The organism is Okeania sp. SIO2C2 (assembly GCF_010692625.1).
Lineage (GTDB): Bacteria > Cyanobacteriota > Cyanobacteriia > Cyanobacteriales > Microcoleaceae > Okeania > Okeania hirsuta.
This window is the reverse complement of record NZ_JAAHGM010000029.1, coordinates 64,669-91,320: the sequence shown is the minus strand read 5'-3', so window position 1 is coordinate 91,320 and position 26,652 is coordinate 64,669. Positions and strand designations below refer to the sequence as shown.

Genomic DNA, 26,652 nt, shown 5'->3' with positions numbered 1-26,652 from the left:
TGAGCAGAACAATCTTGGGACAAAACGCCCGCTCCTACCTCCTCGCTCGTTCCCATTTCTCCTGTCTCCAGTATAGCTGTCTCCTGTCTCCTACCCTCACCCATAAGACTTTTGAGCGCAAACCCTACTTAGTGAAAATGAAATTAGAGAAGAGTCGAGTAGGGTGCGTTACATTTCATTAACGCACCTGTAGTAGTGTCAAAATGCATTGGATAAAATTATTTTGGCGTTGCTTAAATGTAATGATAATTAGACATCTACTCCACCCATAGGGAGTAGGCAGCTTTGCTGTAGGCAGTATGGGTAAAGAATTGATAATTTCTTTGGGATATAGATATTGATTTTTGATTGTTGGAGATGTCTATTAGCTGAAGGTAAAATTGAAAAACTGATGTTTTGCGCTCAAAGTTAATCTCAAAATCATTACCACTCAGCAACGCCATTATTTTTAAGAGAATCAAAATTAAGGAACATTAATAACAAGCGATCGCCTTGGATAAAATGATAACAAAAATAAACGCAAGAATAAAAATATAAATAGTAGGGTACGTTAATGAAATATAACGTACAACCAGTTTACTTAAAATTAAAATAGGTTTTGGTGTGTTAGCGGTAGCATAACACACCCTACTACTGAGAAGTTTTTTGGAATTTTTTCCTGTGGATGATTATAATTACAAATTTAACTAGAGAAATATAAAATACAAAAAACTCATCTACTTTATTTTTGCAAAAAAATATATTATCTTCGTAAAAATTCTGCTATTTATGCTACTGTTATCCGGCAAAAACCTACAAAAATAATTAAACTCTTTCTTCCCTTCTTTTCTCTTCCCTCTTCCTTCTTAACTTCAACTTAAATTATAAAAAAATCATAGATATATTTAAAGATATACAATTATAGATCCATAATCTGGACACAAAGAAAAATATTGTAGTCTAGACGATCGAAGTATGTACGAAAAAATAACTCCCCCAACCACAGGTTCTAAAGTCAGTTTCAGCAATGGTCAACCTAATGTTCCAGACGACCCCATTATCCCATTTATTCGGGGCGATGGTACAGGGGTAGATTTATGGCCAGCATCTCAAAAAGTCTTTGATGCCGCGATCGCTACTGCCTATGGAGATCAACGCAAAATAAACTGGTTTAAGGTTTACGCTGGTGATGAAGCTTGTGAAAAATATGGCACTTACCAATATTTGCCGGAAGATACTCTCAACGCTATTAAAGAATACGGTATTGCGATTAAAGGTCCTTTGACCACTCCCATCGGTGGGGGTATTCGCTCCTTAAATGTGGCATTGCGTCAAATTAACGATTTATATGCTTGTGTTCGTCCTTGTAGATATTACGCGGGTACCCCTTCTCCCCACAAAACTCCAGAAAAATTAGATGTGATTATTTATCGGGAAAATACTGAAGATATTTATCTAGGAATAGAATGGCGCGAGGGTACTGATATTGCTAATAAGTTGATTGATCTTTTAAACAAAGACTTAATTCCTGCTACTCCTGAACATGGCAAAAAGCAAATTCGCCTAGACTCAGGTATTGGTATTAAACCTATTAGTAAAACTGGTTCGCAACGGTTAATCAAACGTGCCATCCAAAATGCTTTACGTTTACCCAAGTCAAAACAGATGGTAACTTTGGTGCATAAGGGTAATATTATGAAGTACACTGAAGGTGCATTTCGTGACTGGGGTTATGAATTAGCAACTACTGAATTTCGGACTGAATGTGTGACGGAAAGAGAATCTTGGATTCTTTCTAATAAGGAAGAAAATCCTAATATTAGTAGTGAAGAAAATGCTCGAAAAATTGAGCCTGGTTATGATGGTTTAACACCAGAAAAACAAGCTGAAATTTGTCAAGAAGTTGAGGATGTATTAGGAGCTATTTGGGATAGTCATGGGGATGGAAAATGGCAAGATAAAATTATGGTAAATGACCGTATTGCTGATAGTATTTTCCAACAGATTCAAACTCGACCAGGGGAATATTCTATTCTGGCAACTATGAATTTGAATGGGGATTATGTATCTGATGCTGCTGCTGCTGTTGTTGGTGGTTTAGGTATGGGGCCTGGTGCTAATATTGGTGATGAATGTGCTATTTTTGAGGCGACCCATGGCACTGCACCAAAACACGCAGGTTTAGATAGAGTTAATCCTGGTTCTTTGATTCTTTCTGGTGTGATGATGTTGGAATATATGGGTTGGCAAGAAGCTGCTGATTTGATTAAAAAAGGTATTGAACTTGCTATTTCTAATGGTGAAGTAACTTATGATTTGGCAAGGTTAATGGAACCGCCTGTGGCAGCTTTGAAATGTTCTGAGTTTGCTGATGCAATTATCAAACATTTTCAAGATTAAATAAGTGTTCAACAATGAATAATGAATAATGAATAATTAATTATTAATTATTAATTATTACCTCTCCCTGAAAAGAAGAGAATTGACTAAAGGGAATTTTTTTTCTTCTTTCTTCTTTAACTGGAGAGTACAAAGTTCTGCTAAAAAACAGTTGGCTCTCAAGATTGAAAGTGTTACTGGGAAAGGTTTACAGCACCTACGCTCTGTGAATGGAGAATTTTTAACCTTGAGTCCGTGAAACCCTTGACTAGCAATAGTTATTCCCAGAACTTTGCACTGTCTAGTTCTTTAAAGGAGAGGCTTTAAACCTTAATTATTCGGTAAATGATAGGTACAAATGTTATTCATCTAGTGTCGCTACGCGGAAGTCAAAAGTCAAAGCTCAAAAGTCAAAAGTATTGATTTGTAATTGTTTTAGGATTTTGTAACTGGTCAATTATTTCCGCAATTCTGCACTAGTACTATTAACTTTTCACCTAATACCTGATATGGCAGAAGAAAGTTTTTGTTATCTAGGAGATTTAGTATTTCATATTAGCTTTTGATATATCCACGCCCTTTCCTTCGATTATACATAGGCGTAAGAATTAAAAATAAAATCAATTCTTATCTATAAATTATCAATTATTTTTTCCTGTTCCCTGTTCCCTGTTCCCTCTTTTATGAAGATGTCTATTGCTATATCTTAATAGCTTAATATTTAAAAAATTATTCAGTTATGTCAAATCTTCTCGAACAAGCAAAAACAGCTAGCCAAGAAAAAAATTGGTCTTTAGTTAATCAGTATTTACAGCAATTTTTATTAGCATCTCAAAAGACCTGTGTTGATTGGTTAGAAAATGCCGATTTAGATGTGGTGCTCGACCTAGCAATAACAGTTCTGAAAAATGGAGATTTTCAAGAAAGATGGGATATTTATAAACTATTTAAGCAGATTGGTAAACCAGCGATAGCTCCATTAATTGAAATGGTTCAAGATGAAGATTTAGACTTAGAAAGACGTTGGTTTGTAGCTCGGATATTGGCAGATTTTAACAGTGAGGAAGTTCGAGAAGCTCTGAAAAATATAATTATTAGTTCAGAGGCGGAAGATTTACAAGAAATAGCAGCAGATACTTTGGCAGTTTTGGGGGATTCAGCAGTTGATATTTTAACAGATTTATTGACTAAGGCAGATTCACGATTATTAGCAACAAAAGCTTTAGCTAAAATTAATTCTCCTAGTACTATAACACCATTATTAACTGTAGTAAAAGACGGAGATGATGAAGTTAGAAAAAATGCCATTAGTGCCTTGAGTAATTACCATGATTCTCGGTTGCCTTTTGTTTTAATTTCGGCTTTAAAAGATACAGCAGCTAAAGTTAGAAAAGAAGCAGTAATAGGCTTGAGTACTTATGCTAATTTAGACGAACAATTAGGTGTGGTGGAGTTGCTACAACCTTTACTGTGGGATATTAATTTTGAAGTTTGTCAACAAGTGGCGATCGCTATAGGAAAAATCGGTACAAATACAGCAGCAACGGCTTTATTTGAACTTTTACAAACAACGAATGTTCCTGTTTTTTTAAAGCTGGATGCAGTGCGTGCTTTAAGTTGGGTTGAAACTCAAGTATCTGTGGAATATCTACAAAGTTTACTCGAAGATAATTTATTAGTTGCAGTTGAATATCAACCACAAATTGTTAATGAAATTATTACAGCATTAGGTAAAATTGAGCGTCAGGAATTAAAGCCAAAAGCTACAGAAATTTTGATTGAATTTCTCAGAAGTAATAATTCAGTTTTAGAAAGCGTCCGTGTCAAAAATTCTTTAGTTTTAGCATTGGGATATTTGGGAGATATTCGCGCTCTAGATTATCTCATTCAGTTATTAGAAGAAAATGATGCTAGTGTTAGGCTTCATTGTATAGCAGCATTGAAACAATTAGATTCAGAAAGAGCATATCAACAACTTATTTATTTATCTCAAAAAGCAAACATCAAATCTGAGTTAAAAACAGGAATAGCTACAGCTATTGCTGAATGGAATTATTAAGAAGGTGTTAGGTAAGCATTCAGCATTCAGCACTTCAGCAGTCAGCACTTCAGCTATGAGTTATTAACTCATTATCTTGGAAGAAGGAATTAGTATTCAAGAGAAATGAAAAATTATCTTTTTATTTTGGGTTTAATACCCTACCGTCTACACGGTGTTTACAATTGGTTGGGGTTTGCAGACACGAAGTGGCTTGTCGAAGACTATCCCCATCCATTTTTTCTTCCTTCTTCAATCAGTAAAATTATTGGCTCGAATTAGTATTAATTATCAGTTATTTAAGTACTGAGATAAACAGTTTTCATCCTGGATTGACTAACTGAGTCAAAACTATGTTATTATATGATTATCTGAGGTATAATTTGCCCCTATTTTTAGCTCTAATTCCAGGGATAATACCAATTTGATAAATTTTTGCTACAAATAACTAGGATATTTCTGAGGAGTCAACCCACCCCTCGCCCCTCCCCCTCCTGGGAGGGGAAGTCAGGAGTCACACGGGAATGGCTTCAATACCATTTTTTACCTATGTAATTCTCTTTTTTGTCAAAGGGACATCTCCTTCAAAGTCTTTTAATCATGCTTATTATTCGTAACATTCTTTTTTCATGCATGGTATAACTTAAAATCCTGAATCCCCTATTAATAAAATGAAATACTGGAAATCAGGTAAACAACTACAAAATGGCAAATATATAATTCAAGACCTGCTTGGTATTGGCGGTTTCGGTATTACTTATCGTGCTTTAGAGCAAAGCTCGAATCAATTAGTTGCGATTAAAACTCTCAATTATCGAGTACAACGTAAACCCAATTTTGACAAACATCAAGAAAACTTTTTAAATGAAGCCTTATGTTTAGCAAAATGCCATCATCCCAATATTGTAGAAGTTCATCGCCTTTTTAAAGAAAATAAATTATGGTGCATGGTGATGGAATATATAGACGGGGATGACTTAGGAATTTATCGTGAAGAACAAGACGGAATTATATCAGAAAGTGAAGCAATACATCTAATTAAACAAGTAGGAGAAGCATTAATATTTATCCATAATCAAGGATTTTTGCATCGGGATGTTAAACCTCAAAATATTATCCTACGTCGAGATAATTTAGAAGCAGTATTAATTGATTTTGGTTTAGCACGAGAATTTAATAGTGGCAGCGTACAAACTCATACAACTGATAGTACATTGTATTTTGCACCAATTGAACAGTACGAAAGACGAGCAAAACGGGGAGCTTTTACTGATATATATGCTCTAGCAGCAACTCTATACGTTTTATTGACAGGTGAAATGCCAACACCAGCAAAAGTCAGACAAGAAGGAAAAATACCATTAATTCCACCAAAAAAATATAATTCCCAAATTAGCGATCGAGTCAATGATGCAATTATTAAAGGCATGAAATTAGAGCCAGAAGAACGGCCTCAATTTGTTGCTGAATGGTTAACTTTATTGTCACCACTAGAAGAATTTGTCATAACTAATTTACCCTCAACATTGCCAGCAACTCTGCCAATAATTTCCGACACTCCTCACGAATTACTAACTGTTGATTCGAGTTGTGAACTCGAATTGCAAACTTTTAAATTTGAATATTTAACAATCAAAATTAACCCAAAAGGCGAAATAATTGAAACCATAAAAGAACAACGAAAAAATCAACAATTTATTGAAAATATTGCCAATAATATTTTCCTAGAAATGGTATCTATTCCTGGCAATACTTTCTTAATGGGTTCCTCAAAAACAGCAGCAGAAAAATGGGAAACAGAAAGTCCACAACATCAAGTTACAATAACACCTTTATTTGTTAGCAAATATCCCATTACTCAAGCACAGTGGCAAGCAATAATGGGCAAAAACCCAGCTTATTTCAAAGGAGAAAATAGACCAGTAGAAATGGTGTCTTGGTATAACGCAATTGAATTTTGTCGTCAGCTATCTGCTCAAACTGGAAAAACTTATCGGTTACTATCAGAAGCAGAATGGGAATATATTTGTCGTGGAGAAACAACTACATTATTTTACTTTGGTAATAGTCTAATAACTGACCTAGCAAACTATAATGGCGAAGAAGCTTATGCTTGTTCATTACAACAAAATTATCGTGAACAAACAACAGATGTAGGTAGTTTTCCACCCAATGCTTTTGGATTATACGATCTTCATGGCAATGTCTGGGAGTGGTGTGCCGACCCCTGGCATAATAATTATCAGGGTGCTCCTTCAGATAGTAATGTGTGGGAAAAAGATGGCAATTATAACTACAGAATGTTGAGAGGAGGAGGATACTTGAATTATTCTAAAGGTTGTCGTAGTGCAAATAGAAATTGGAAAACTCCCAGAAGTAAGTGTAAGTCAGTAGGTTTTAGAGTGGCAGTTTCTCATATTTTTTCAATTTAGGAATGAAGAGACTTTAGAGGAAAAACTAACTATTTTGATGTTCTAATCCCTATGCTTTACTTGACATATCACAAATATTTTTGGAGGTACAGGCAAAAAAATTAACAAAAAATAAAATCTTGGTAAATTCTTAATGGATAAGTTGGAATTTAAAATTTTATTGAAAAAAATTAATTTTTGTAACTTTCAAATCCCCGACCGAAATTTGTCAGCTCTCCCCACCTAAATATTTAGATAATATTTAGCAAAAATTTTATGGGAGAGTTTGACCGAAAACTATAGCAAATATTGAATTGGTTAGAACATAGTAGTTTCTAATTCTAGAATTTATGACTTAATTTGTGTCAGAAACTTAGTCATCAACAATATTAGCCCAATCAGGAAAAGAAGGAGGAAAGAAATTAATATCATAGTCCGACTCTTCCCACTCATTAACCCACAATGGCACTACTCCCACACCTTGTATAGGAGTTCTAGAAAAAACCCTTTCCCCACATTCAACAGTGTGAAATATCTGTTTGAGGGTATCTCCTAAATTAAGGGCTAAACTTAATAGCTCATCCAATTCAGGAGCAATCCTCTTCACTCTTGGTTTGTCCTCCTCAGTCCACAGGAGTTTTAGGGACTTAAGAGATCTAGGACTGAGTTGACTTCGATAGTAAACACGCTTAAGTTGGGCCACAGGTTCTAGACTCCTTTCTACCCGGCGAATTTGCTGTAACCGGAGATAGTGCCACTCTGCCAAATGCTTTCGGTCTTCAGGAGGTATTTTCCCTTTACTAGAGGAGTGTTGGAAGGCATATTTTGCGCAACTACAACCAAGATTAGCTAACAAATGGATTAATTGTCTTTCTTTAGGAGTGGCTTGTCTTCTTTCTGCAGTTCTTGTAATAACCCTTTTTCTTCGTGTAGTAGTCGTTGTGTCCATCATTTTCGATAATAGTAATCAGAACATCATACAAGGATAATCTAGGGTAGAATCCTAATTAGTAACATATAGTTCTACCCATATCTGAATATCAACTCTAATTTGTCTTTACTGTCTCCAGGAAGTTATTTCGGCCTTCGTGATTATTTTTTATTTTCCACTTCTTCCGTTTCACCATCTTCATTAGTGCCTTCATAACTAATTATCTGACTCTTTTCAATGGTACTCTCAGTAGATGGCCTCAAATTATAGGCTGTGGCCTTTGGTTGTTGGCAAAACGTCAAGCCTGCGGAGGCTATTAACCCAAAAATGATAATATTCTGTTTCATAGTAGTAGATGAACCCTGTTTAGTTGTTTTAGATAGACTCGCGATGCTCTGCAACCTGTAAAAAGTGGGTTGTTGCAAAAGACCTCTTGTCTTCCAATGAACCAGTCTGCAATTATAAAAGAAGCATAGGCACGACCTGATGGATCACAAAAGCCGGAAGTGAGGTGTTAGTAGTCTTAATCACTATTTTCTCCCCAATCCTGCTATTTGGGATGTGGAGACTAAGCCATTAGGGAGTTAAACCATCAGGTAATTAGTCCATCTAGGAGTTATCCATCAGGGGCATCTACTATTTCATTTAACTATCAGGGTGTATCTCCATCTGCAGTTCTGAACTAGCTGTTTATTTTATAAATAGACAGCTTTTTTTAATTTGAGGGTTTACTGGTTTGTACGGCATTTTCTAGAGACTTCTTGCAAAAGTCAGGGAATAGGGAATAGGGAATAGGGAATTGTTGATTTCATATATTTAATTGATTTAATTAAAAATTTTGCAAGAGGTCTTAGGAAAGAAAGAGGGAATAAGGAGGAAGGATCGAACTCAAGTCCCAAACTTTGAATCCGGTCTTTATTAGGTTTTAGAACAGATATTAGGTTCAAATCTTCTCAGCCTTAAAAAAATGTAATGCTCTTGAATTTTAATTGGGTTTAAACTTACGTTTTACATGGTTTTTATCCCTAAATTTCATACTATAAATTATTGTATTCCCAAATATTTATGTAACTGCACTGATAGGCGGTAATTAGGATATTCTTGGAGTAATTCTAGGACCAATGGTAAGGCAAGATTACGACTGTACCATTCTGGCTGGAGAAAAACTGGAATATTATTATTTGCTAGTAAAATTTTACTATAAAATTCTAACTCTTTACCAGTTTCTATTACTAATTTTATTTCTGATGCCCGCATCCACATCTGTTTTACAACTGGATATTTAGAACTAATATGTTGTTTAGGGCTAAGGGTTATCCAAGTCTGAGGTGAAATTTCTTGCCAATAGCAACCGGATGTTTCTATAGAAACTTGTCTGCCAGTAGCTTCTATTTTGTTCACTAGATTAGGTAACTGTTTATGGATAAAAGGTTCACCACCAGAAATAACAACTCTGGGAGAAAATAACTCATTAATTAACTCATCAAAAGTTCTAATTTGCCTTGGTAAATCAACTCCTCCATTGGCATAACCAGTATCACAATAATGACAGCCTACTGGGCAACCAGCAAGACGAATAAAATCTACTGGTGTACCTGCCCAATGGCCTTCCCCTTGAATGGTTTTTTGGAAAGTTTCATGTATGGGAATTATTAGTTTTTCTGTCATTTTTGAGTTATAAATAAGAAGAAAAAAAAGGATTTTGTTTTAGTCATTTCAGTGTAAGCATTTCCTGCGGAATGCTGCGCAAACAGCTATTAGCTGTCAGCTATCAGCAACAAGACTCTCTGATATAGGACAATTTTTAAATTAATATAGACTTTAAGAGCAAGGGAGCCAACTTTTGTAGTAAGACAATTAATCAAGCTTTTATCGTCAACTAAAAGCAATAGCTGATAGCTGATGGCTGACGGCTTAATGCTTACATTTCAGTTTAGATTGAGACAAGCTTTTCTTTAAGAGAAAAGGTTTCAGCAGAAAAAGTATTTCATTCTTATTTAAAATGATTATATAAGTAGAAAAACTTTAAACAATGCCTGCTAAAGATATTTTTCACGATACAGTCAAACGTGCCCTTGAAAAAGAAGGATGGACTATAACTCACGATCCGCTACCCGTCGCTGCTGGTGATGTAGGAATGTCTATCGATCTAGGTGCAGAAAAATTAATTGCTGCTGAAAAAGAGGGGAAAAAAATCGCTGTTGAGATTAAAAGTTTCCTGGGAAAATCGGCAATTTATGATTTCCATCTTGCCGTCGGACAGTTTATTAATTACCGTTTAGCTTTGAAAGAAATAGAATCGTCTCGCGTCCTTTATTTAGCTATTCCTGTAGAAGCAAATCGAGATTTTTTTAGCAGACCATTTATCCAGACTGCCATCGCATACAACGAAATTAAACTAATAGTTTATGATTCAGATATGGAGGTAATTATTGAATGGAAAAACTAGAAAAGTACCGAGAAGCAATTAAAAAAGTAATTTCCGAATACGGGCAATACAAACTCGATCTAGAAGATGTCAGAACCGAATTAATTTTTCATCTAGAAGGAGATAATTATTTATTATTTAGGGTGGGTTGGCATAAAAGGAGGCGAATTTATGGTTGTATTATGCACGTCGATATTATTAACGAAAAAATCTGGATACAATACAACGGAACCGAGGTCGATCTTGCTGAAGAATTAGTGACATTAGGAGTTCCCAAACATGATATTGTTTTAGGATTTCATTCCCCCTATATGAGGCAATTTACCGAGTATGGGATGAGTTAATTGGAGTCGGTTATCAAGAGTCAAATTCTCAGTTAAATATTAATCATAAATACTTACTGAATCGTTGACTCCTATTGATCACTATAATTTCCTTCTTACTTTTGAATTTTGACTTCTTACTTTTGACTTCCGCGTAGCGGCACTAATCAATTACAGGGTTAAGTTTTTCTTTTTCAGTTGTTAGTTTCCTGGGTACAATAACGGCTAAAGCTAAAGGAACTACCTGGAAATGTGCTGGAGTATAAGTAACAATTTCCCCGTCTGTATTAATGGGACGAGGTTTACGGGTATAAACATTAAATACAGAACCAGAAAGGAAACGAAATCCAAAATTTTCTTGATATTTTCCTTGCCATATAGAAGGCAACATACCGATAAATTGCCAACAATACTTGATTTCTAAACTGTATAAATCTAGTCTTTGGTCATCAATCGCAGCATCGTGAGCAATAGTCATACCACCTCCATAATGTTTGCCATTTCCTACCGCAACTTGTAGAGTTTTAACTATTTTTGTTTCACCATTGCAGCGAATTTCTGCAGTAAAAGGGCGACTTTTTAAAATCATTTTACTGGCAGTAATAGTATAAGCTAATATACCCCATCGACGTTTTGCTTCTTTAGTTAAATTGTTAGTAATATCTACACTTAATCCGATACTAGCAACATTGAAAAAATATTTGCCATTAACTACACCTAAATCTATATAACGTTTTTTACCTGTAGCGATCGCTCGACAAGCTTCAAACAAAGACACAGGAATTCCTAAAGTTCTAGCTAGATCGTTAGCAGTGCCTAGTGGTAAAATTCCTAAGGGTAAACCTGTGTCTACTAGAGCATCTACTGCCAAGTTTAATGTGCCATCTCCACCACCAATAATTACCATATTTACCTGGTTTTTATAGTTTTGAATAAAATGGTTAAAATCCTGGGGAGATTGAGTTTCTTTGCAGATAATTTCTAGACCAAAATCTTGTAAATAAGTTAAGGCTAAATTTAGATTATCTTGAACTTTTCTGGCATGAGTATTTACTAATAAAAGAGCTTTTTTTAATTCTATCTTATCTGGGTTCATAAAGAAAGTCAAAAGTTAAATTTCAAAAGTTAAAAGTAATAAAAAAAGGCAGAATTTAAGCAAGTAAATTGTTTAATAGTATATTGAGTAAGGTCTGTTTTGATGGGAAGTAGCAAATGGAATAACTGTATAGCAATTATATTTCATTTGTGAGATTTTAGTGCTAATTAGGAGTCAGAAATCGTCGGGGTGATTCGCGTAATTAGGAGCATTCCCTAGGAAATCACCGGTACAGGAGTCAGAATATCAAAGGATTTTGATTAATCTTAATTGTTCTTAAATTCTATCAAAATCATTTCTGATTGCTATATAACCGGATTTCATATTAGATATCTCCAAAAATCAAAAATCAAATCAATTATCAAGTAGAAACCGTCAATTATTTTCCCCCTATTCCTTACTCCCTCTTTTCTGGAGAGATCTATTGTATTTACTAACATATTTTTGTAGAATTTTGTGAATTATCCCGGAAAAACAATTTTCTACCAGTTATGACAAACAGTTTGATTCAACCTGAGCAAAATTTTGCTATTTGGGCAATTCTTCTCTCAGCAGCAACTATTGGTTTTTGGTCAGAACAGAAAAGGTGGGGTGCAAGTATTTCTGGTGCTGTTGTAACTATGCTAGTAACATTTTTTCTGTCGAATCTAAGAATTATACCTATTGATGCTCCTGCTTATAATATAGTTTGGTCTTTTCTGGTTCCTTTTTCTATTCCTCTGCTTTTATTTCAAGCTAATATCTTACAAATTATCCATGAATCTGGGCGAGTTTTAATGGCTTATTTTTTAGGTGCGTTGGGAACAGTTTTGGGAACTATATTGGCATATTATTTGATTCCTATAAGTGAGTTAGGTTGGAAATTAGCTGGAGTTTTTTCTGCTACTTACATTGGTGGGTCTGTAAATTTTTTTGCCACTGCTCAAATTATTGAATTAAATTTAGATTCGGGAGATTTATTAACTGCAGGAACAGCAGCAGATAATTTGGCTATGACTTTGTTTTTTCTGCTGTTGTTTGCTTTACCTTCTCTGAAATGGATAAAACAAATTTTTCCTGGTAATAATTTTGCTAAAGATACTAGCTTTCGAGAACAAAGTAAAAGGAATTTTTCTGAGTCACTAACACAAGAATTATCGGTTATAGATATGAGTCAAGCATTAGCTATTAGTGGGATTTTAGCTGCATTAGGCGTTAGTATTGCTGGTTTATTAGGCATTGCTAAAGCAGCAATTTTAGTCACCACTATTTTAATAGTTTCTCTCGCCACAATATTTCCCCAATATTTAGGAAAATTAACAGTAGCAGACAAAATTGGTACTTTGTTAATGCAGATATTTTTTGCCGTAATTGGAGCTAGTGCTAATATCTGGAAAGTTATAGAATTTGGACCAGTTTTATTTATTTTCGCTGGCGTAATTTTGACTGTTCATTTGCTGTTTCTGTTATTAGCTGGTAAATTATTGCACTTAGAATTGGCTGAGTTAGTTGTAGCTTCTAATGCGAATTTGGGAGGTCCTACTACTGCTGCTGCTATGGCAAAAGCGAAAAATTGGTATAAATTAGTAACTCCTGCCATTCTTTGTGGTACTTTTGGTTATGCTTTAGCGACTTTTATTGGAGTTGCTTTAGCTAATTTTTTGCGTTAAAAAATAGGGGAAGGAGTCAGGAGTCAGGAGTCAGGATTCAGGAGGAACGGGGAGTTGTAGGGGCATCTATCTGAATCGCTCGTACAGAAGAATAGTCCCTTAATTTTTCTGCCTCGCGTTACCCCAAAATCCTCACTTTTTCAGCTCTATTGATCGAAAAGCTGGTACTTTTTCCAGACCTAAAATTGCTCAAAGTTTTATCTGTCAATGCTTTGCTATTTGATCGGCAAACCCTACCTATTCCCTACTCCCTAAAAAAGTTTAAATTCATCAAATTTTACTACTTCAGAATTAGGTTTTCTGGTATCAAAATAGTAACTACTAACTTTTCCTGTCTCGGTCTCAAAAATACTAAAAACTGTCATATCATTACTAGCAATATAGGGTTGAGGTTTTCCCTTTTCATTTAGCAAAGGTGCAATGGTTGGAATTATCGGTTCTAAACCATTAGGATTACCAACTTCAGCATATTTTTCCTGATAATCTAAAGGTACATTTCGCTTTTTATCTCCTACATAAGCTCCATAACTATTACCTACATTAGATGTTTCTAGAAAGTGCATTCCACTTGGACTAATAAAGCGATTCCAAAGATGAGAATGCCCATAAAATACTAACTGTACGCCAGCATTTTCTAATAATGGTAAAACATCTCGAATAATATAGTCATTTTTTTGGGGATATTCATAACGAATCATCGTAATATTACCATTTTCATCGCGGTCAATATATTGGATGGGATTAGTATAAGCAGGAATAGCATTTTCACCTAAAGAATGGGGCGGATGGTGAAACATTACGACTTTATATTTAGCTTGTTTAAATTCCTGACTTGCCAACTCTTTTTCCAACCAATTATATTGCTCGCTACCTTGATTAATAGGTTCAAAAATATGCTGGCCATAACCCCATTCAGCCGGATTATCAAAATCTTTTTTCTGTTCCCGATATTTGCCTCTAGCATTATCATCTAAACGGGGAACTCTCCAGATATTCGTAATATATAAAACTATTAAACGTACATCGCCAAAAGTTACAGCATAGTAATTTTTTTCCTCTGAATTATTTTTAGGCAGCGTAAAAATTTCTTGGTAAGTGTCAGTATTAAAAGAATTATTTTTTAACCAAGCTATATCAGGATTGATATTTGTGGAATTTTGCCTATATAAATCTGACGCAGCGTCTCGTGGGTAGGGTTGACGAAATTGGTAATTCAAAGAATTTTTCATGGAAAATATACCCATAACTTCGTGGTTGCCAATTGTTGGGAAGAGAGGCATATTTTGAATTAACTCTCCTCCTGTGTAGATCGTTTTTTTACCATTTTTTTCTAGTTCATAATTTGCTCTACCTTGGAGATTACAAAAAAAAGCATTTCCTCGATTATCGTCAAACCATTCTGAAGCACGGTCAGGAATATTAACTAAATCTCCAGCAAAAAAAATAGCGTCTAATTTATCAAAAGTTTCTGTGACTTTTTGCATATTTGCCGAACTCATTGGTTTTAATTGATGGTCGGAAGTTAGGAGAATTTTTAAAGATGTATCTGGAGTTGGTTGAGCAGCTAAAGTAAAAATTTTACTGCTAATATTTTCCCCATTTTCCTTTTCACTAATAATTCGATATGGCACAGAAATATTAGGTGTTAAACCAATAACTTTGGCTTCGTGTCGCCAGATATCTCTCATAATAGGTTGTTGATAAATTAAACCTTTTTCTGTTTGTTTCCCTACCATAGAATCTTGATCTTCACGAGTGCGACTTAGTTTAGTAGTATTTGCCTCAATAACTTGATTCAAATTTTCACCATAAACTACAAAATGACCTTTGCCAGGAAATTCAGTAAACCAAACAACTTGTACAGAATTTTCTGTCGGAGCTTGGAGAAATGGATCTGTTAAAAATTGAGCTGGAGATTCGAGAGAATACATAACTATAAATAGGAAAATAACAACAATAATTAAAATACCAAAAATCCATGGATTACGATAAGAATCTCTGGGATTTTCAAATATTTATGGAGGAGGATTAAACATAGAAATAATTAGACAATTTTCAGAGATAATTATGATGATAATCTCATCTATAGCAATCAGGAATAAGATGTGAGAAAAAACTGTAGGGGTTTGGAAACCAAACCCTAGCTAAGATGGGGTTTTTCAACCAAACCCCTACGATAAAATATTACAAATTCTCACAAATCACAACTGATTGCTATATATTTTATATGAGTTGATTAGATTTAATGTAACTGTCAAAATCGTCTTGAATTACTCTTAAATATTCAAAGGAAGGAATTTCAAATAGCCGATCTTGTATCCGATCAATTTCCACTGGAAAATTCATCACTTCCCATAGTTTAAAGGGATATCTAATCGGCCAATCGCTCAAGGCATATTTTATTTCTTCAATACTAGAAAGTTGACTAGCTCCATAAACTTTAAGTTTCCCTTTTTCATAGCAAATACCAACTTCAATTGTATACCAAAAAAGCCGATATATCTGGGTGCATCTCAATTTTGAATAAAGCCGAAAATTTATCGGTTTTAGGGAACAGGGAACAGGGAACAGGGAACAGGTATGAAAAAAATAGGGAATAGGAAAAAAGTATTTTGGCAAATGTGAGATGTACCCAGGTATCTTCTATTTTATATCTTTGCTGTTGAGATTTTCTCTAGTTACATATTGATTACCTAAATATTGCCAAAAATTAGAATATATTGGGGAAAAAAGTAAGGGAATATGACCAAAAACATCATGCCAAAGATCGGGAAATGGAGAAAAATTAATATCAGCATTCGATCTCACAAAAGTTGCTACGGCAAAATAACGATGAGAAAGTAGAGCAAAAAATTTATCTGCTTCTAATAATCCTATAACCGGCCATAATTGCCATCCAGTTTGTTCGTATAAAAAATTGGAAAGATGATTAATATTAGGAATATCTTGAATCAAATCTTTGATTTTTGCTAAACCTTCAATAAATGGTTGAGCTGCTCGATATTCTATACTTTCTAATTGTTTATTTAGTAAGCATTCAGCTATTAGCTGTCAGCTATCAGCAAACTGATTTTTCCTTTCCTTTGGAATGCTTTGCTGCGCATATAAAACCCAAAAAAGCGATTTTTATTCCTGAAAATATCTAATACCAAATACGGTTATTAAAAGTACCTTTTTCCAAATCCTCTATAACCATCTCCCCATCTCCCTATCCCCCCATCTCCCCACCTTCCCAAAAGGATACTCTATAAACCGGATTTAGTATAAGTACCATTAATAAAGCTTTTATAGGACATCAGAAACAATAGCTGATAGCTGTTAGCGAAGCTCCTCTGAAAGAGGCTAGCTGACGGCTGAATGCTTACTGTATTTAAAAGTTGTTTCCAGTTAACATGAGCTTGGGTTTTATATTCAGAAAAATTCTGGCTTGCTCTTTCAACAAGCAACTTTTCTAAAGTTATGGATTGCATATTTACTCCTATTAAGTTATTCTTGCTTAAACTATCAAACTATAATTATGAATTTATGGTAACAATACTATCAAAAAAATACTTTGTCAATTCTTAGGAAATTTCTAGATAATTAAGGTAAAATCGAAGGTAAAAGTTTTGGTGAAAAATAACTAAAAAAAAAAGGAGTTAGCCTTAATGAAAAAAACTATCAAACCTCGCTATAAACTGCACAAAAATTTTCGGCTACCAATGGGACTTTCTCCAGAAATTTTTGACTCTGGACTTACATATCAAGCTCAAACAAAAGACACTTTTATTGTTACTTATCCTAAATGTGGAACAACTTGGACTCAACATATTGTTTGGATGCTATCCCATCATGGAAAACCATTACCTTTAGATAAAAAAATTAATTTAGAAGTTCCTTATCTGGAAAAGGTGGGAAGTGATTTTGTGAAATCTTTATCCGAACCTCGTTTTATCAAAACCCATTTAACTTATGATTTAACTCCCTATAATCCTGATGCAAAATATATTTATGTAGCTCGTAATCCTTTCGACTGTGCTGTTTCTTTTTATTATCATACTCAAGGATTTGTCAAACATTATGATTTTGCGGAAGGTACATTTGATGATTTTTTTGAATGTTTTATTAATGCAGAAGTAGACTGGGGAGATTATTTCGATCATTTACTTGGTTGGGTGCAACATAAAAATGATGAAAATGTTCTGTTTTTAACCTATGAATCTATGAAAAATAACCCCAAAATAAATCTTACTGCCATAGCAGAATTTTTAGGTGATAATTATGTAGAAAAAATCGCCAATCGCCAAATTATAGACAGTATTCTTCATCATACAAATTTTACTAGCATGAGCAAAAATCAAAATCGTTGGTCTAGCAAACGTCCTGCTAATATGACTCCATTTATTCGTAAAGGAAAAGTCGGAGATTGGAAGTCACATTTTTCACTTTCTCAAACTCAGAGATTAAGTCAAAAGTTGAGGATGAGAACTGCTGGTACTGAAGCTGAAACTTTATGGGAAATTCCTGAATAGTTATGATTTTTTTTCATAGAACAGTAAAGTAATGAGAAATTGTATTTCTCAGTTTCTCAAACTCAGAGATTAAATCAAAAATTGAGGATCGGAACTCCTGGTACTCAAACTTAAAATTTCTCGTTAATTTATAAACAATTCGTAAAAAATGTTCCTAAACAATAAAAATTATTGGTCAAGATTAACTAATATAATTTTTCTCAAAAAAGGGGGAAAAATTGATATAATTAAATCTGAAAATTTTGGTAAAAAAAATGGTTAATCAATATACAGGAATTACTAACTATTATGATTTGTTGATGATGTCTGGCTACTATGACTACCATAATATAGCTAAGAAAGCATATTCAATTGTAGGTAATAATTGTCAGATTCTTGAAATAGGAGTAGGAACAGGATTACTTGCAGAAAAGTACATAGAAATTGACAAGACTTGTCAGTTTACTGGAGTTGATATTACACCATCCTTTGTGGAAATTGCTAAAAAACGTTTGGGAAATAAAGCTAAGTTGATTGTAGCTAATGCTCTCACAATGGAATTAAATAAAACCTTTGATGTTGCTATATCAAATGCAGGAGTTTGGTTATTTATTAGTTGTGGCGATCGCCTGGAGTTAGTGAGTCATATTCCTGATGTTCAAGCTAACTATCAAGGATTAAAAAATTTAGCTCGTCATTTACGAACAGGAAGTTTGTTTTTGTTAAGTATACAAAAGTCGGGTATTGATTTTGAACAAAATTTACCTGGAGGAATTGTATATTCTCAAATTATTGAGGAATTAGAAGATAAAGTAGATTATCACACTCGGAAAAAAAGCTATTTATTTAAGAAAGATGGTGAAATTATAGCTCAAGAACAACTAAAAATTACTTTGTTTAGACAGGATGCTTATCAGAAGTTATTCGATGAAACAGGATTTTATTTTCAAGGTATTAATAATGATAATAACTTGGCGGTCTACAAAAAGAGATAACAGTCTCTTGGTACTGAAACTCAAAAATTATGGCAAATTCTTGCGTCTGAAAATTCTATAGGAATCCTCCATAGGTTGCGGGTAATTCAAAAGTAAATAAAAAAGTTTAAACTCCTACCTGTTGCCTGTTCCCAGTTAAGTTATCTCTAAAAAGCAGTAATATTTTTGCCACGAATATGCGGAGGATTGCTATATTCCTTTCCTTCTAATAATTTTAAATAAAATGTTTTAGATAGCCTTTGAGTCCACCAATATAAAATAGGTCTTTTAAATAAATATCTGTATCAGGTTTTAATAAATCTGTTGGTTTAAATCCACATAATATAGAACTGTAACTAACATCTATTTGTGGAAAACCAGAATTAGTTCTCATTAGGTATGGTATCAAATATTTATCTATTGCATCAATATCAACATAGCTAGGTATTCTATCTGCTACTACCGGATTTAATAATAGAACAAAAATACAAATTTTGTTTTTCTTTTGTTCTTTTTCACTTATTTTCCATTTAACTCTATCCAGAAATTTCTGGCATAAATCATGTTCTAGGTTGACATATCCCCTATATAACTCATAAATAAATTCATCTATTTCACAATCAATATATCTATCCAATATTCTATCAAAGCAAGTAGTTTTAACTTGTAAATTTACTGCTCTATTATCCCTTAAATAGAAATCTGTTCCAGCATCTCCCCATTCATATAACTTGTAATCAATATCACTAATTAATTCGCCTAAATATTGTTTTACAGATTCTTCTCCTATTTTACCTATTTTATAATTAATAAATTTATCAGGAAAGTAATTCCTATTGTATTTCCATGTTAACTCTTCACAAAAGCGATTCATTTTTTCTTCTAAGTCATCACAATCAACAAATGAATATAAATGAATAGCTTCATCAAAGTCATATTTACTCCTTGTAAATAAAGGCATTCTGTTTCTTAGTTTGATAAGAAATTCATCTTGTTGTGATTCTAAAATTGTCATCCAATTAATTTCTGGCATTAGATAAATTATCAATATTTGACTAAAATTAATTATTTTTTAAACGTTAAATTATACAACATTTTAATCAATCCGGTTAACAACCTTCAACCAAAGAATTTAAAATCAACAGGACTTAGGCAAATTCTTAGACAACACACTATCCGTAGGGGGCGAATTGCATTCGCCCCTACTAAATATGGCGCTTGGTGCGTAAGTTCCGATCGATACAATCTATTATTATTGCCTTTGTTTTTCACTCATCCAAAAATTGATCATAATAAAACTACGCCTTTAATATAATCCGACAATTTGTAGTCATGTATAAACGCTTGTGGTACAGTTTCCAGAGAGTGATAACGGTGTGTAATCAATGATGACACATCTATCTGTTTTTCTTCCAGCGCTCTGAGTGCTTGAGAGTAGGTTAATGATCGTCCCTGAGCATTGAATTTTCCCGAAGCTCCCGTCGCACAAACCAATATTGTCTCCATAAATTGTAAGTTATTTAAGACGCTCAAATCTACTCCCCCATGTCCATAACCGTATATCAGAAACGTTGCTTGTTTACGCATCAAACTGGGAATAGATTTAAAAATTAAACCATTTCCGCAAGCATCAATTACATACTCTACTAAACGTCCATTGGTCTTTTCTCTCACTGCTTCTACAATATTTACCGCTTGAGGATCTATGACATCTGCACCAAAACTTTTAACTAACTCACGCTTTTGAGCATTTGTTTCGCTGACCATAATTAAACCCTCATATCCAAGGATGTTGCGTAGGTACTGAAGAAACAAAATTCCCGCTGGACCAGCTCCAAAAATTAGAATTGATTGCACGCGACGCTCCAACTCTTCAGCAGCAATTTGATAGCGGGTGCGGGTTTTGGCTACTACATCAGATGTGTGAATGATACAACCAAGAGGTTCTGTAAGAACAGCTTGGACGCTTTCCAAATCAGAATTGATTTTAATGGCATTCACAGCAGGAACTGTCAAATATTCAGCGAACGCTCCTGCTAAACCAGTAATACCATATTCCTGATAAATTTCACATTGGTGGGAATCTCCGGTAAGACAATATTCGCATAGAGATTTTCCCTTTTGACTCAAACAATTTAAACCCTGGTCTAGAACTACGCGATCGCCTACAGACAAATCTTGAACCTCCGTACCCGCTTCTACTACCACACCCACAATTTCGTGACCTAGAATTTGGGGTTGTTGGAGTAGGGGGATAGGTTGACCGTATTTATCCTTATTAAAGTTGCTTTCCCCAGAAAAAATGTGAAAGTCCGAACCACATACACCAACTGCTGATGAGCGTAACAGAATTTCATTAGAACCAACTTGAGGTTTTGGAACTTCACGGACTTCAAACTTGCCAAGATCCCACAGAACTAGCGCTTGCATTGTGGCAGTTTTGTTTATTAGATTGTTCATAATGTTCTACTCCATCAAACTAATACAATTTTTCGGCGTTGGTGATTTGAGGTATGATATCATGTCCGGGTCAGAGTTCGATAGAACGACCTTCCGCGCTCCGCGTTTTCAGTCCTGAATGGTACTCTTGACCTGTCGCGTACCGTTAACGTGCGTTTTGCGCCAGCTAAACAAAAAACTTTCTCCTTCTATTTCTCTTTCTTCTTCTTTCTTCCCTCCTGACTCGGTCTGACTGAGTTCCCCTCCACGGTCGGGGTTAGGGGTGGGTTGACTCCTGAGTAATACCAATTTCATAAAACATTGCTACAGTCACAACATAGGGAACAGGGAATAGGGAAAGAAAAATATGATAAAAAATAGGAAAAAATGTTTGATTTTTATAAATTATGGGATTAATTGTTTTTTAGGCGTTGGTAATTTGAGGTATGATACCATGTCCTGATAAGAGTTCAATAGAACTCCGTGACCTTTACGCGACCAAAAAACTTTATCCTTCTACTGGGGGTTTCTTATTCTTTCTTTCCTCCTGACTCCTGAGGACTGACTCCTGACTCCTCAAGAATTAAGATTCATATCATACACTGATTTACCAACGCCGTTTTTTATTATAGGAATAAATTACTAATTAAGATGTAACTACCTTTTTTGAATTTGGTATAATTAGGGCGTGACCGATCAAATCTAAAAGTATTGACTGATATTGGTTTTAGCGTTTTAGAGTTGAAAAAAGTACCAGCTTTGGAATGGAAAGAGCTGCATAAAGCTAGTATTTTGGGATGATTATGGCAGAAAAATTGAGAGACAAAACTTAGCTCCTACCTCCTCGCTGATTCCCATTTCTCCCCTCCTGGGAGGGGGAGGGGTGGGTTGTCTCCTGTCTTCCCCTCCACGGTCGGGGGAGGGGCGAGGGGTGGGTTGTCTCCTGTCTCCTACCCCAGCAAAAAGACTTTATGAGCGCAAACCCTAATTAAGATTAATATCATACACACGCTTCACCAACGCCAATTTTTCTTAATGTTCTGAAATTAAAGTTATCACACCAAATTAAATATAAAAAGATACACTTTAATCAATCCGGTTTACAACTTTTAACGGAAGAATTTAAATTAATACAGTTTATATTTTAATAGTCTAATTCTCAAATCAAGATGCTAATAGTCCAAAAATACGGTGGTACATCAGTTGGGTCTGTGGAAAGAATTAAAGCAGTGGCCCAACGTATAGCTAAAACAGCCAGCGATCGCTCAGTTGTAGTAGTCGTTTCGGCAATGGGAAAAACCACAGATGGTTTAGTCAAACTAGCAAACGAAATCTCTTCTAACCCCTGTCGTCGAGAAATGGATATGCTACTATCCACAGGGGAACAAGTTACCATCGCTCTACTGAGTATGGCGTTACAAGAATTGGGAGTACCAGCTATTTCTCTGACTGGAGCGCAGGTAGGAATAGTCACAGAAGCCGAACATTCCCGCGCTCGAATTTTACATATTCAAACCCAACGCATAGAAGAACATCTGCAACTAGGAGAAGTTGTAGTCGTTGCAGGTTTCCAAGGTATTAGTCAAACTCGTCACCAGGAAATCACAACATTAGGTAGAGGCGGTTCGGATACTTCCGCAGTCGCTTTAGCAGCAGCACTCCAAGCAGAAAGGTGTGAAATATATACAGACGTACCTGGAATCTTAACAACTGACCCCCGTATAGTACCCGAAGCACAGTTAATGTCAGAAATTACCTGTGATGAAATGTTGGAGTTGGCAAGTCTGGGTGCAAAAGTGCTACATCCTAGGGCAGTTGAAATTTCTCGAAATTATGGAATGCCATTAGTAGTTTTATCCAGTTGGAGCGATGCACCGGGTACTCGTGTAGTTTCCCCAATACCCAAACGTCGTGCTTTGCAAGATTTGGAGTTGACAAAATCTGTAGATGCTGTGGAATATGACATCGACCAAGGAGGAGTTTCTTTGTTGCGGGTTCCTGATCGCCCTGGTGTAGCAGCCAAATTATTTTCTGGTATTGCCGTACAAAATATAGATGTAGATTTGATTATTCAGTCTATTCACGAAAGTAATACTAATGATATTGCCTTTACCGTCGGGAAAGATACTTTGAAACAAGCGGCAGCAGTAGCGGATGCCATACTACCTGCTTTAGGAAAAAATTCTGACCCCAGTTTGGGCGAACCGGAAATCAAAACACAAGAGCGACCTATTGCTAAAGTTAGTCTTGTGGGTGCGGGAATGATCGGACGACCACGAGTAGCAGCAAAAATGTTTGAGACTTTGGCAGCAGCAGGAGTAAATATAGTAATGATTTCTACTTCGGAAGTTAAGGTTAGTTGTGTGGTTGATGCAGAAGACTGTGAAAAGGCAGTTAATTCTTTGTGTCAAGCATTTGATGTGGATGTTGCAGATATTTCTACTAACTCTACTACTTCTGAGTCGGAAGAAGTTCCCTCACCAGTGCGAGCAGTTGCTTTGGATATGAAGCAAGGAAGACTAGCGGTGCGTCACATTCCAGATACCCCAGGTGTTGCAGCTAAGATATTTGGTTTGTTGGCGCAGAATAATATTAGTGTGGATATGATTATTCAGTCACAACGTTGTCATAGTGTGGATGGGGTTTTGACTCGCGATCTTGCTTTTACTGTTTCCCAACCAGAGGGAGAAACTGCATATCAAATTTTGGCAAATGCAGCATTAGAGTTTGGTTGGGGAGAAGTAGTGTTGGAGAGTGCTATTTCTAAAGTGAGTGTAGTCGGGTCTGGAATGATTGCCCATCCAGGGGTAGCAGCACAAATGTTTGAGGCGTTGGCAGCAAGTCAAATCAACATTTTGATGATTGCTACTTCGGAAATTAAAATTAGTTGTGTGGTAGAAGAGGAGGATGGAGTGAAAGCGTTGCAAGTTATTCACAAAGCTTTTGGTTTGCCTGGTAATGAGGCAATTAAAGTTCCTACTTGATATTAATTAAGCAGGTAGTTCAACAATTAATAATTAATAATTACCTCAAATCATTGACAAAAAAAGGAGTCAGGACTCAGGAGGAAAAAAGAAGCAACAGAAGAAGAAAGTTTTTTATTACTAATTAAGCGGACTGGATTTAACGAAGTCAGAAGTTCCCAAGTCAGAAGTCAGAAGTTATTTTTGTAACGGAGATTTGAGCTTCTCTCTAAAAATATTGCGCCTTAAAAGGTGTGGTTGCGCGACCCATATTATTTTGATAAGTTATTATCCGAAAATAATGGAAAAAATGAGAAAAATAAAATATTTGGTACGCGCTATTTCTATTGCTATTTTTGTAATATCAATAATATTTCTTTTACTTGCTTCTCCAAGAATATTTAATTTGGTTGAGTGTTAAATAAACCCTAGAAAAATGGATAACCGTAGCTCAATGGGTTTCTCTTGTAATTAGGATTTGCTGATTAATTATCAAAGCATTTATAGATAAAGGTAAGTGCCTTTTTTGATGAAAAAAAATGCCGGCTTTTCGGTCTATAGAGCCACGTGCTAGGGAATAGTAAACTGTCAAAAGGTTTCATAATTTATAAATTTCCTAACCTTAATGTGTAGCGCTATAAAAAGCTAAAAAATTCATTAATTGATAATTAATAATGGATAATTACCTCTGGTTAAAACCGTTACGGAATTGAATATAAGGAAATATTATTTCTTTTCTTGGTCGATTGGAGATGGCGAGGAGACCTTGCCATCTCACCCTACGGGAAGCTCCGAAGATAGACCGCTTTTTTTCCCCTTAAAAGGGTCGGCTTTAAACCAGAATTATTGAATTATTAATTATTAATTATTCGGTAAGTATTTTGGGCAGGTAAGAGCAGAAAAATAAAGGGACAATTCTCCCGACTTTCTCCTCTATAATTCCTATTTATCCTGACTCCTAAGCTAAAGCTGATTTATTACTTAATAACTGAAGTGTTCTACAAGAATAGCATTATTTTTAGAAATTGATATTACTTTTTTCCTCCTGACTTCTGACTCCTGAGGACTGACTCCTCAGTTGTTATATTATGCAACGCCACTACTATAATTATTGAACTATCCATATAGCGTTTCCCAAGGTGGTGAGGTACAGTTATCTTTTTGTCTTTTTATTCCCTGTTCCCTGTTAAGAGTTCCCTATTCCCTATTCCCTCAAACCTAAAATTTTGTACCTCACGCTTTTTGGGAATTGCTATAGTAATTTAGACTAAGTTAAAGACTTGAGCATCCCTTATGAAACGACTAATTTCTATAATTATCAGTTTACTTATTCTGACAGCTATATATTGGAAAATTGATTTTGCTGGACTGATAAAAGTATTCGAAAATTCTCACCCTGTATGGATGGTAATTAGTATTAGTATGATAGCGCCATTGACAATGTTAACTGCTTGGCGGTTACAACAATTAATGCCAAAAAGAGGGAGTAAATCATCATCTTATCTAAATTTTAGAGAAGCAAATCAATTAATTTTAGCTGCTAGTGTATTAAATATGATATTACCCTCAAAAATGGGAGATATTGTCAAAGCTTATTTTATGAAACAAAAAGGGCATTTAGAGGGAAGTTTATCTCTATCTCTAGTGATATTTGAAAAGGCTTGTGATTTAGTTTCTTTGTTAATATGGTGTGCTTTTGGATTGATTGTTTATCCAGAAAAAGATTTATTATTTTGGGTAATGACTGCCGGAGTAACTTTAGGATTAATTATTGGATTATTATTATTATCTTCTCGCAAATTTACCAATATATTTTTTAAAATAGCACGAAAAATAGCTCCGAAAAAAATATATTCAAAGATTGATAAGTTAGAGCATTCTTGGATAGAAATGCACAGATATTTTTGGCACGACAAAGCACAATTAACCAAAATTGCTACTACTTCAATATTTATCTGGTTCGGACATTTATTACAAATTTGGTTTTTTACTCTAGCATTAAATGTTTCGGTTCCACTTTTGGCAAGTTTAGCATTATCTCCCTTAGCAATTTTGGCTGGGTTATTACCTTTAACTTTTGCTGGAGTTGGTACTCGTGATGCTGCTTTTATTCTGTTTTATCAACCTTATTTTTCTACAGAAGTTGGGGCAGCTTTAGGATTACTTTGTACATCCCGTTATGTATTACCAGCAATTGCTGGTTTACCATTTTTCGGACAATATTTAATGGCTATGGAAAAAATGCAGAATATAAAAAAATCTCAGTAAGCATTTAGCTGTCAGCTATCAGCTATCAGCCATCAGCCATTGCTTTTTTTTAGTTCTAGATAAAAGCTTGACTAATACCTATTTGATAAATGTTTGCTACATTTTATTGAGCGGGGGAGTAGGGGAGTGAGGGAGTAGGGGAGAGGTAAAAATAAGAATAATTAACAATAAATGGCTAATAATTATCGAAAAAAAATTCAGCTTGTGTTAATTACTTAATAATTGAAATGTCACTTAAATATAGCATTCTTTTTTCAAATTGGTATAATAGTTTCAAATTTTAA

The 26,652-nt window shown here is 34.8% G+C and carries 20 protein-coding genes; 10 read left to right on the top strand and 10 right to left on the bottom strand.

What is annotated here, in order from left to right; translation table 11 throughout:
- Positions 1-954 precede the first annotated feature (954 nt).
- From F6K18_RS21575 to F6K18_RS21565, 3 genes are all read left to right on the top strand, one after another.
- Positions 955-2,379 (top strand): NADP-dependent isocitrate dehydrogenase, encoded by a 1,425-nt coding sequence (locus tag F6K18_RS21575; protein WP_287523896.1) that lies wholly within the window; start codon positions 955-957, stop codon positions 2,377-2,379.
- Positions 2,380-3,097: 718 nt separating this feature from the next.
- Positions 3,098-4,417 carry a HEAT repeat domain-containing protein gene (locus tag F6K18_RS21570; RefSeq protein WP_287523894.1) on the top strand — a complete coding sequence of 440 codons (1,320 nt, stop codon included), beginning with the start codon at positions 3,098-3,100 and terminating at the stop codon, positions 4,415-4,417.
- A gap of 650 nt (positions 4,418-5,067) precedes the next feature.
- Positions 5,068-6,828: a bifunctional serine/threonine-protein kinase/formylglycine-generating enzyme family protein gene (locus F6K18_RS21565; RefSeq protein ID WP_287523891.1), complete on the top strand. Its 1,761-nt coding sequence runs from the start codon at positions 5,068-5,070 to the stop codon at positions 6,826-6,828.
- Positions 6,829-7,180: 352 nt separating this feature from the next.
- Here F6K18_RS21565 and F6K18_RS21560 read toward each other — a convergent pair whose 3' ends face one another.
- The 3 genes from F6K18_RS21560 to F6K18_RS21550 all read right to left on the bottom strand — a co-directional run bounded on the left by F6K18_RS21560 (position 7,181) and on the right by F6K18_RS21550 (position 9,406).
- Positions 7,181-7,759, bottom strand: a complete 579-nt coding sequence (locus F6K18_RS21560; protein WP_287523889.1) for a hypothetical protein — start codon at positions 7,757-7,759, stop codon at positions 7,181-7,183.
- A 140-nt stretch (positions 7,760-7,899) separates the two neighbouring features.
- Positions 7,900-8,085 carry a hypothetical protein gene (locus tag F6K18_RS21555; RefSeq protein ID WP_287523887.1) on the bottom strand — a complete coding sequence of 62 codons (186 nt, stop codon included), beginning with the start codon at positions 8,083-8,085 and terminating at the stop codon, positions 7,900-7,902.
- A 697-nt stretch (positions 8,086-8,782) separates the two neighbouring features.
- Positions 8,783-9,406, bottom strand: a complete 624-nt coding sequence (locus F6K18_RS21550) for a 7-carboxy-7-deazaguanine synthase QueE (protein ID WP_287523884.1) — start codon at positions 9,404-9,406, stop codon at positions 8,783-8,785.
- A 364-nt stretch (positions 9,407-9,770) separates the two neighbouring features.
- Here F6K18_RS21550 and F6K18_RS21545 point away from each other — a divergent pair, with 364 nt between their 5' ends.
- A complete protein-coding gene (locus F6K18_RS21545) occupies positions 9,771-10,187 on the top strand; it encodes an element excision factor XisH family protein (protein ID WP_287523881.1) in 417 nt (138 codons plus the stop codon).
- Complete coding sequence (locus F6K18_RS21540) at positions 10,175-10,510, top strand: XisI protein (protein ID WP_287523880.1); 336 nt, start codon at positions 10,175-10,177, stop codon at positions 10,508-10,510. The genes F6K18_RS21545 and F6K18_RS21540 overlap by 13 nt, the downstream gene beginning before the upstream one ends.
- A 142-nt stretch (positions 10,511-10,652) precedes the next feature.
- On the opposite strand, the gene F6K18_RS21535 is transcribed toward F6K18_RS21540, so the two are convergent.
- Entirely contained in the window at positions 10,653-11,597 is a 945-nt protein-coding gene (locus F6K18_RS21535) for a lipid kinase (RefSeq protein ID WP_353735136.1), read from the bottom strand.
- 479 nt (positions 11,598-12,076) lie between these two features.
- Here F6K18_RS21535 and F6K18_RS21530 point away from each other — a divergent pair, with 479 nt between their 5' ends.
- Complete coding sequence (locus F6K18_RS21530) at positions 12,077-13,234, top strand: DUF819 domain-containing protein (RefSeq protein WP_287523877.1); 1,158 nt, start codon at positions 12,077-12,079, stop codon at positions 13,232-13,234.
- 251 nt (positions 13,235-13,485) lie between these two features.
- Here the strand turns inward: F6K18_RS21530 and F6K18_RS21525 are convergent, their stop codons facing one another.
- The 3 genes from F6K18_RS21525 to F6K18_RS21515 form a co-directional block, all read right to left on the bottom strand.
- The gene (locus F6K18_RS21525) at positions 13,486-15,165 is read right to left on the bottom strand and encodes a metallophosphoesterase (protein ID WP_287523875.1); all 1,680 of its coding nucleotides are present in this window, start codon (positions 15,163-15,165) and stop codon (positions 13,486-13,488) included.
- Positions 15,166-15,457: 292 nt separating this feature from the next.
- Positions 15,458-15,751 carry a hypothetical protein gene (locus F6K18_RS21520; RefSeq protein ID WP_287523872.1) on the bottom strand — a complete coding sequence of 98 codons (294 nt, stop codon included), beginning with the start codon at positions 15,749-15,751 and terminating at the stop codon, positions 15,458-15,460.
- A gap of 126 nt (positions 15,752-15,877) precedes the next feature.
- Positions 15,878-16,189: a hypothetical protein gene (locus F6K18_RS21515; RefSeq protein WP_287523870.1), complete on the bottom strand. Its 312-nt coding sequence runs from the start codon at positions 16,187-16,189 to the stop codon at positions 15,878-15,880.
- 692 nt (positions 16,190-16,881) lie between these two features.
- Here F6K18_RS21515 and F6K18_RS21510 point away from each other — a divergent pair.
- Complete coding sequence (locus F6K18_RS21510; protein ID WP_287523868.1) at positions 16,882-17,745, top strand: sulfotransferase domain-containing protein; 864 nt, start codon at positions 16,882-16,884, stop codon at positions 17,743-17,745.
- Positions 17,746-17,999: 254 nt separating this feature from the next.
- Positions 18,000-18,719 (top strand): class I SAM-dependent methyltransferase, encoded by a 720-nt coding sequence (locus F6K18_RS21505; protein WP_287523865.1) that lies wholly within the window; start codon positions 18,000-18,002, stop codon positions 18,717-18,719.
- A gap of 214 nt (positions 18,720-18,933) precedes the next feature.
- Here F6K18_RS21505 and F6K18_RS21500 read toward each other — a convergent pair whose 3' ends face one another.
- From F6K18_RS21500 to F6K18_RS21490, 3 genes are all read right to left on the bottom strand, one after another.
- The gene (locus F6K18_RS21500; RefSeq protein WP_287523864.1) at positions 18,934-19,713 is read right to left on the bottom strand and encodes a hypothetical protein; all 780 of its coding nucleotides are present in this window, start codon (positions 19,711-19,713) and stop codon (positions 18,934-18,936) included.
- A 272-nt stretch (positions 19,714-19,985) separates the two neighbouring features.
- Entirely contained in the window at positions 19,986-21,158 is a 1,173-nt protein-coding gene (locus F6K18_RS21495) for a zinc-binding dehydrogenase (protein ID WP_287523861.1), read from the bottom strand.
- Positions 21,159-21,266: 108 nt separating this feature from the next.
- A complete protein-coding gene (locus F6K18_RS21490; protein ID WP_287523858.1) occupies positions 21,267-21,452 on the bottom strand; it encodes a hypothetical protein in 186 nt (61 codons plus the stop codon).
- Positions 21,453-22,306: 854 nt separating this feature from the next.
- Between F6K18_RS21490 and F6K18_RS21485 the strand changes: the two genes are divergently transcribed.
- On the top strand, positions 22,307-24,121 hold the full coding sequence (locus F6K18_RS21485; RefSeq protein ID WP_287523855.1) for an aspartate kinase: 1,815 nt from the start codon (positions 22,307-22,309) through the stop codon (positions 24,119-24,121).
- 1,272 nt (positions 24,122-25,393) lie between these two features.
- Entirely contained in the window at positions 25,394-26,368 is a 975-nt protein-coding gene (locus F6K18_RS21480) for a lysylphosphatidylglycerol synthase transmembrane domain-containing protein (protein ID WP_287523852.1), read from the top strand.
- Positions 26,369-26,652: the final 284 nt, after the last annotated feature.

Excerpts from the sequence above, each read along its gene's own strand:
- F6K18_RS21540 (WP_287523880.1), top strand. The coding sequence starts at position 10,175 with ATGGAAAAACTAGAAAAGTACCGAGAAGCAATTAAAAAAGTAATTTCC.
- F6K18_RS21510 (WP_287523868.1), top strand. The coding sequence starts at position 16,882 with ATGAAAAAAACTATCAAACCTCGCTATAAACTGCACAAAAATTTTCGG.
- F6K18_RS21570 (WP_287523894.1), top strand. The coding sequence starts at position 3,098 with ATGTCAAATCTTCTCGAACAAGCAAAAACAGCTAGCCAAGAAAAAAAT.
- F6K18_RS21500 (WP_287523864.1), bottom strand. The coding sequence starts at position 19,713 with ATGACAATTTTAGAATCACAACAAGATGAATTTCTTATCAAACTAAGA.
- F6K18_RS21575 (WP_287523896.1), top strand. The coding sequence starts at position 955 with ATGTACGAAAAAATAACTCCCCCAACCACAGGTTCTAAAGTCAGTTTC.
- F6K18_RS21505 (WP_287523865.1), top strand. The coding sequence starts at position 18,000 with ATGGTTAATCAATATACAGGAATTACTAACTATTATGATTTGTTGATG.
- F6K18_RS21480 (WP_287523852.1), top strand. The coding sequence starts at position 25,394 with ATGAAACGACTAATTTCTATAATTATCAGTTTACTTATTCTGACAGCT.
- F6K18_RS21495 (WP_287523861.1), bottom strand. The coding sequence starts at position 21,158 with ATGAACAATCTAATAAACAAAACTGCCACAATGCAAGCGCTAGTTCTG.
- F6K18_RS21530 (WP_287523877.1), top strand. The coding sequence starts at position 12,077 with ATGACAAACAGTTTGATTCAACCTGAGCAAAATTTTGCTATTTGGGCA.
- F6K18_RS21550 (WP_287523884.1), bottom strand. The coding sequence starts at position 9,406 with ATGACAGAAAAACTAATAATTCCCATACATGAAACTTTCCAAAAAACC.
- F6K18_RS21560 (WP_287523889.1), bottom strand. The coding sequence starts at position 7,759 with ATGATGGACACAACGACTACTACACGAAGAAAAAGGGTTATTACAAGA.
- F6K18_RS21490 (WP_287523858.1), bottom strand. The coding sequence starts at position 21,452 with ATGAAATTGGTATTACTCAGGAGTCAACCCACCCCTAACCCCGACCGT.
- F6K18_RS21525 (WP_287523875.1), bottom strand. The coding sequence starts at position 15,165 with ATGTATTCTCTCGAATCTCCAGCTCAATTTTTAACAGATCCATTTCTC.
- F6K18_RS21485 (WP_287523855.1), top strand. The coding sequence starts at position 22,307 with ATGCTAATAGTCCAAAAATACGGTGGTACATCAGTTGGGTCTGTGGAA.
- F6K18_RS21565 (WP_287523891.1), top strand. The coding sequence starts at position 5,068 with ATGAAATACTGGAAATCAGGTAAACAACTACAAAATGGCAAATATATA.
- F6K18_RS21555 (WP_287523887.1), bottom strand. The coding sequence starts at position 8,085 with ATGAAACAGAATATTATCATTTTTGGGTTAATAGCCTCCGCAGGCTTG.
- F6K18_RS21545 (WP_287523881.1), top strand. The coding sequence starts at position 9,771 with ATGCCTGCTAAAGATATTTTTCACGATACAGTCAAACGTGCCCTTGAA.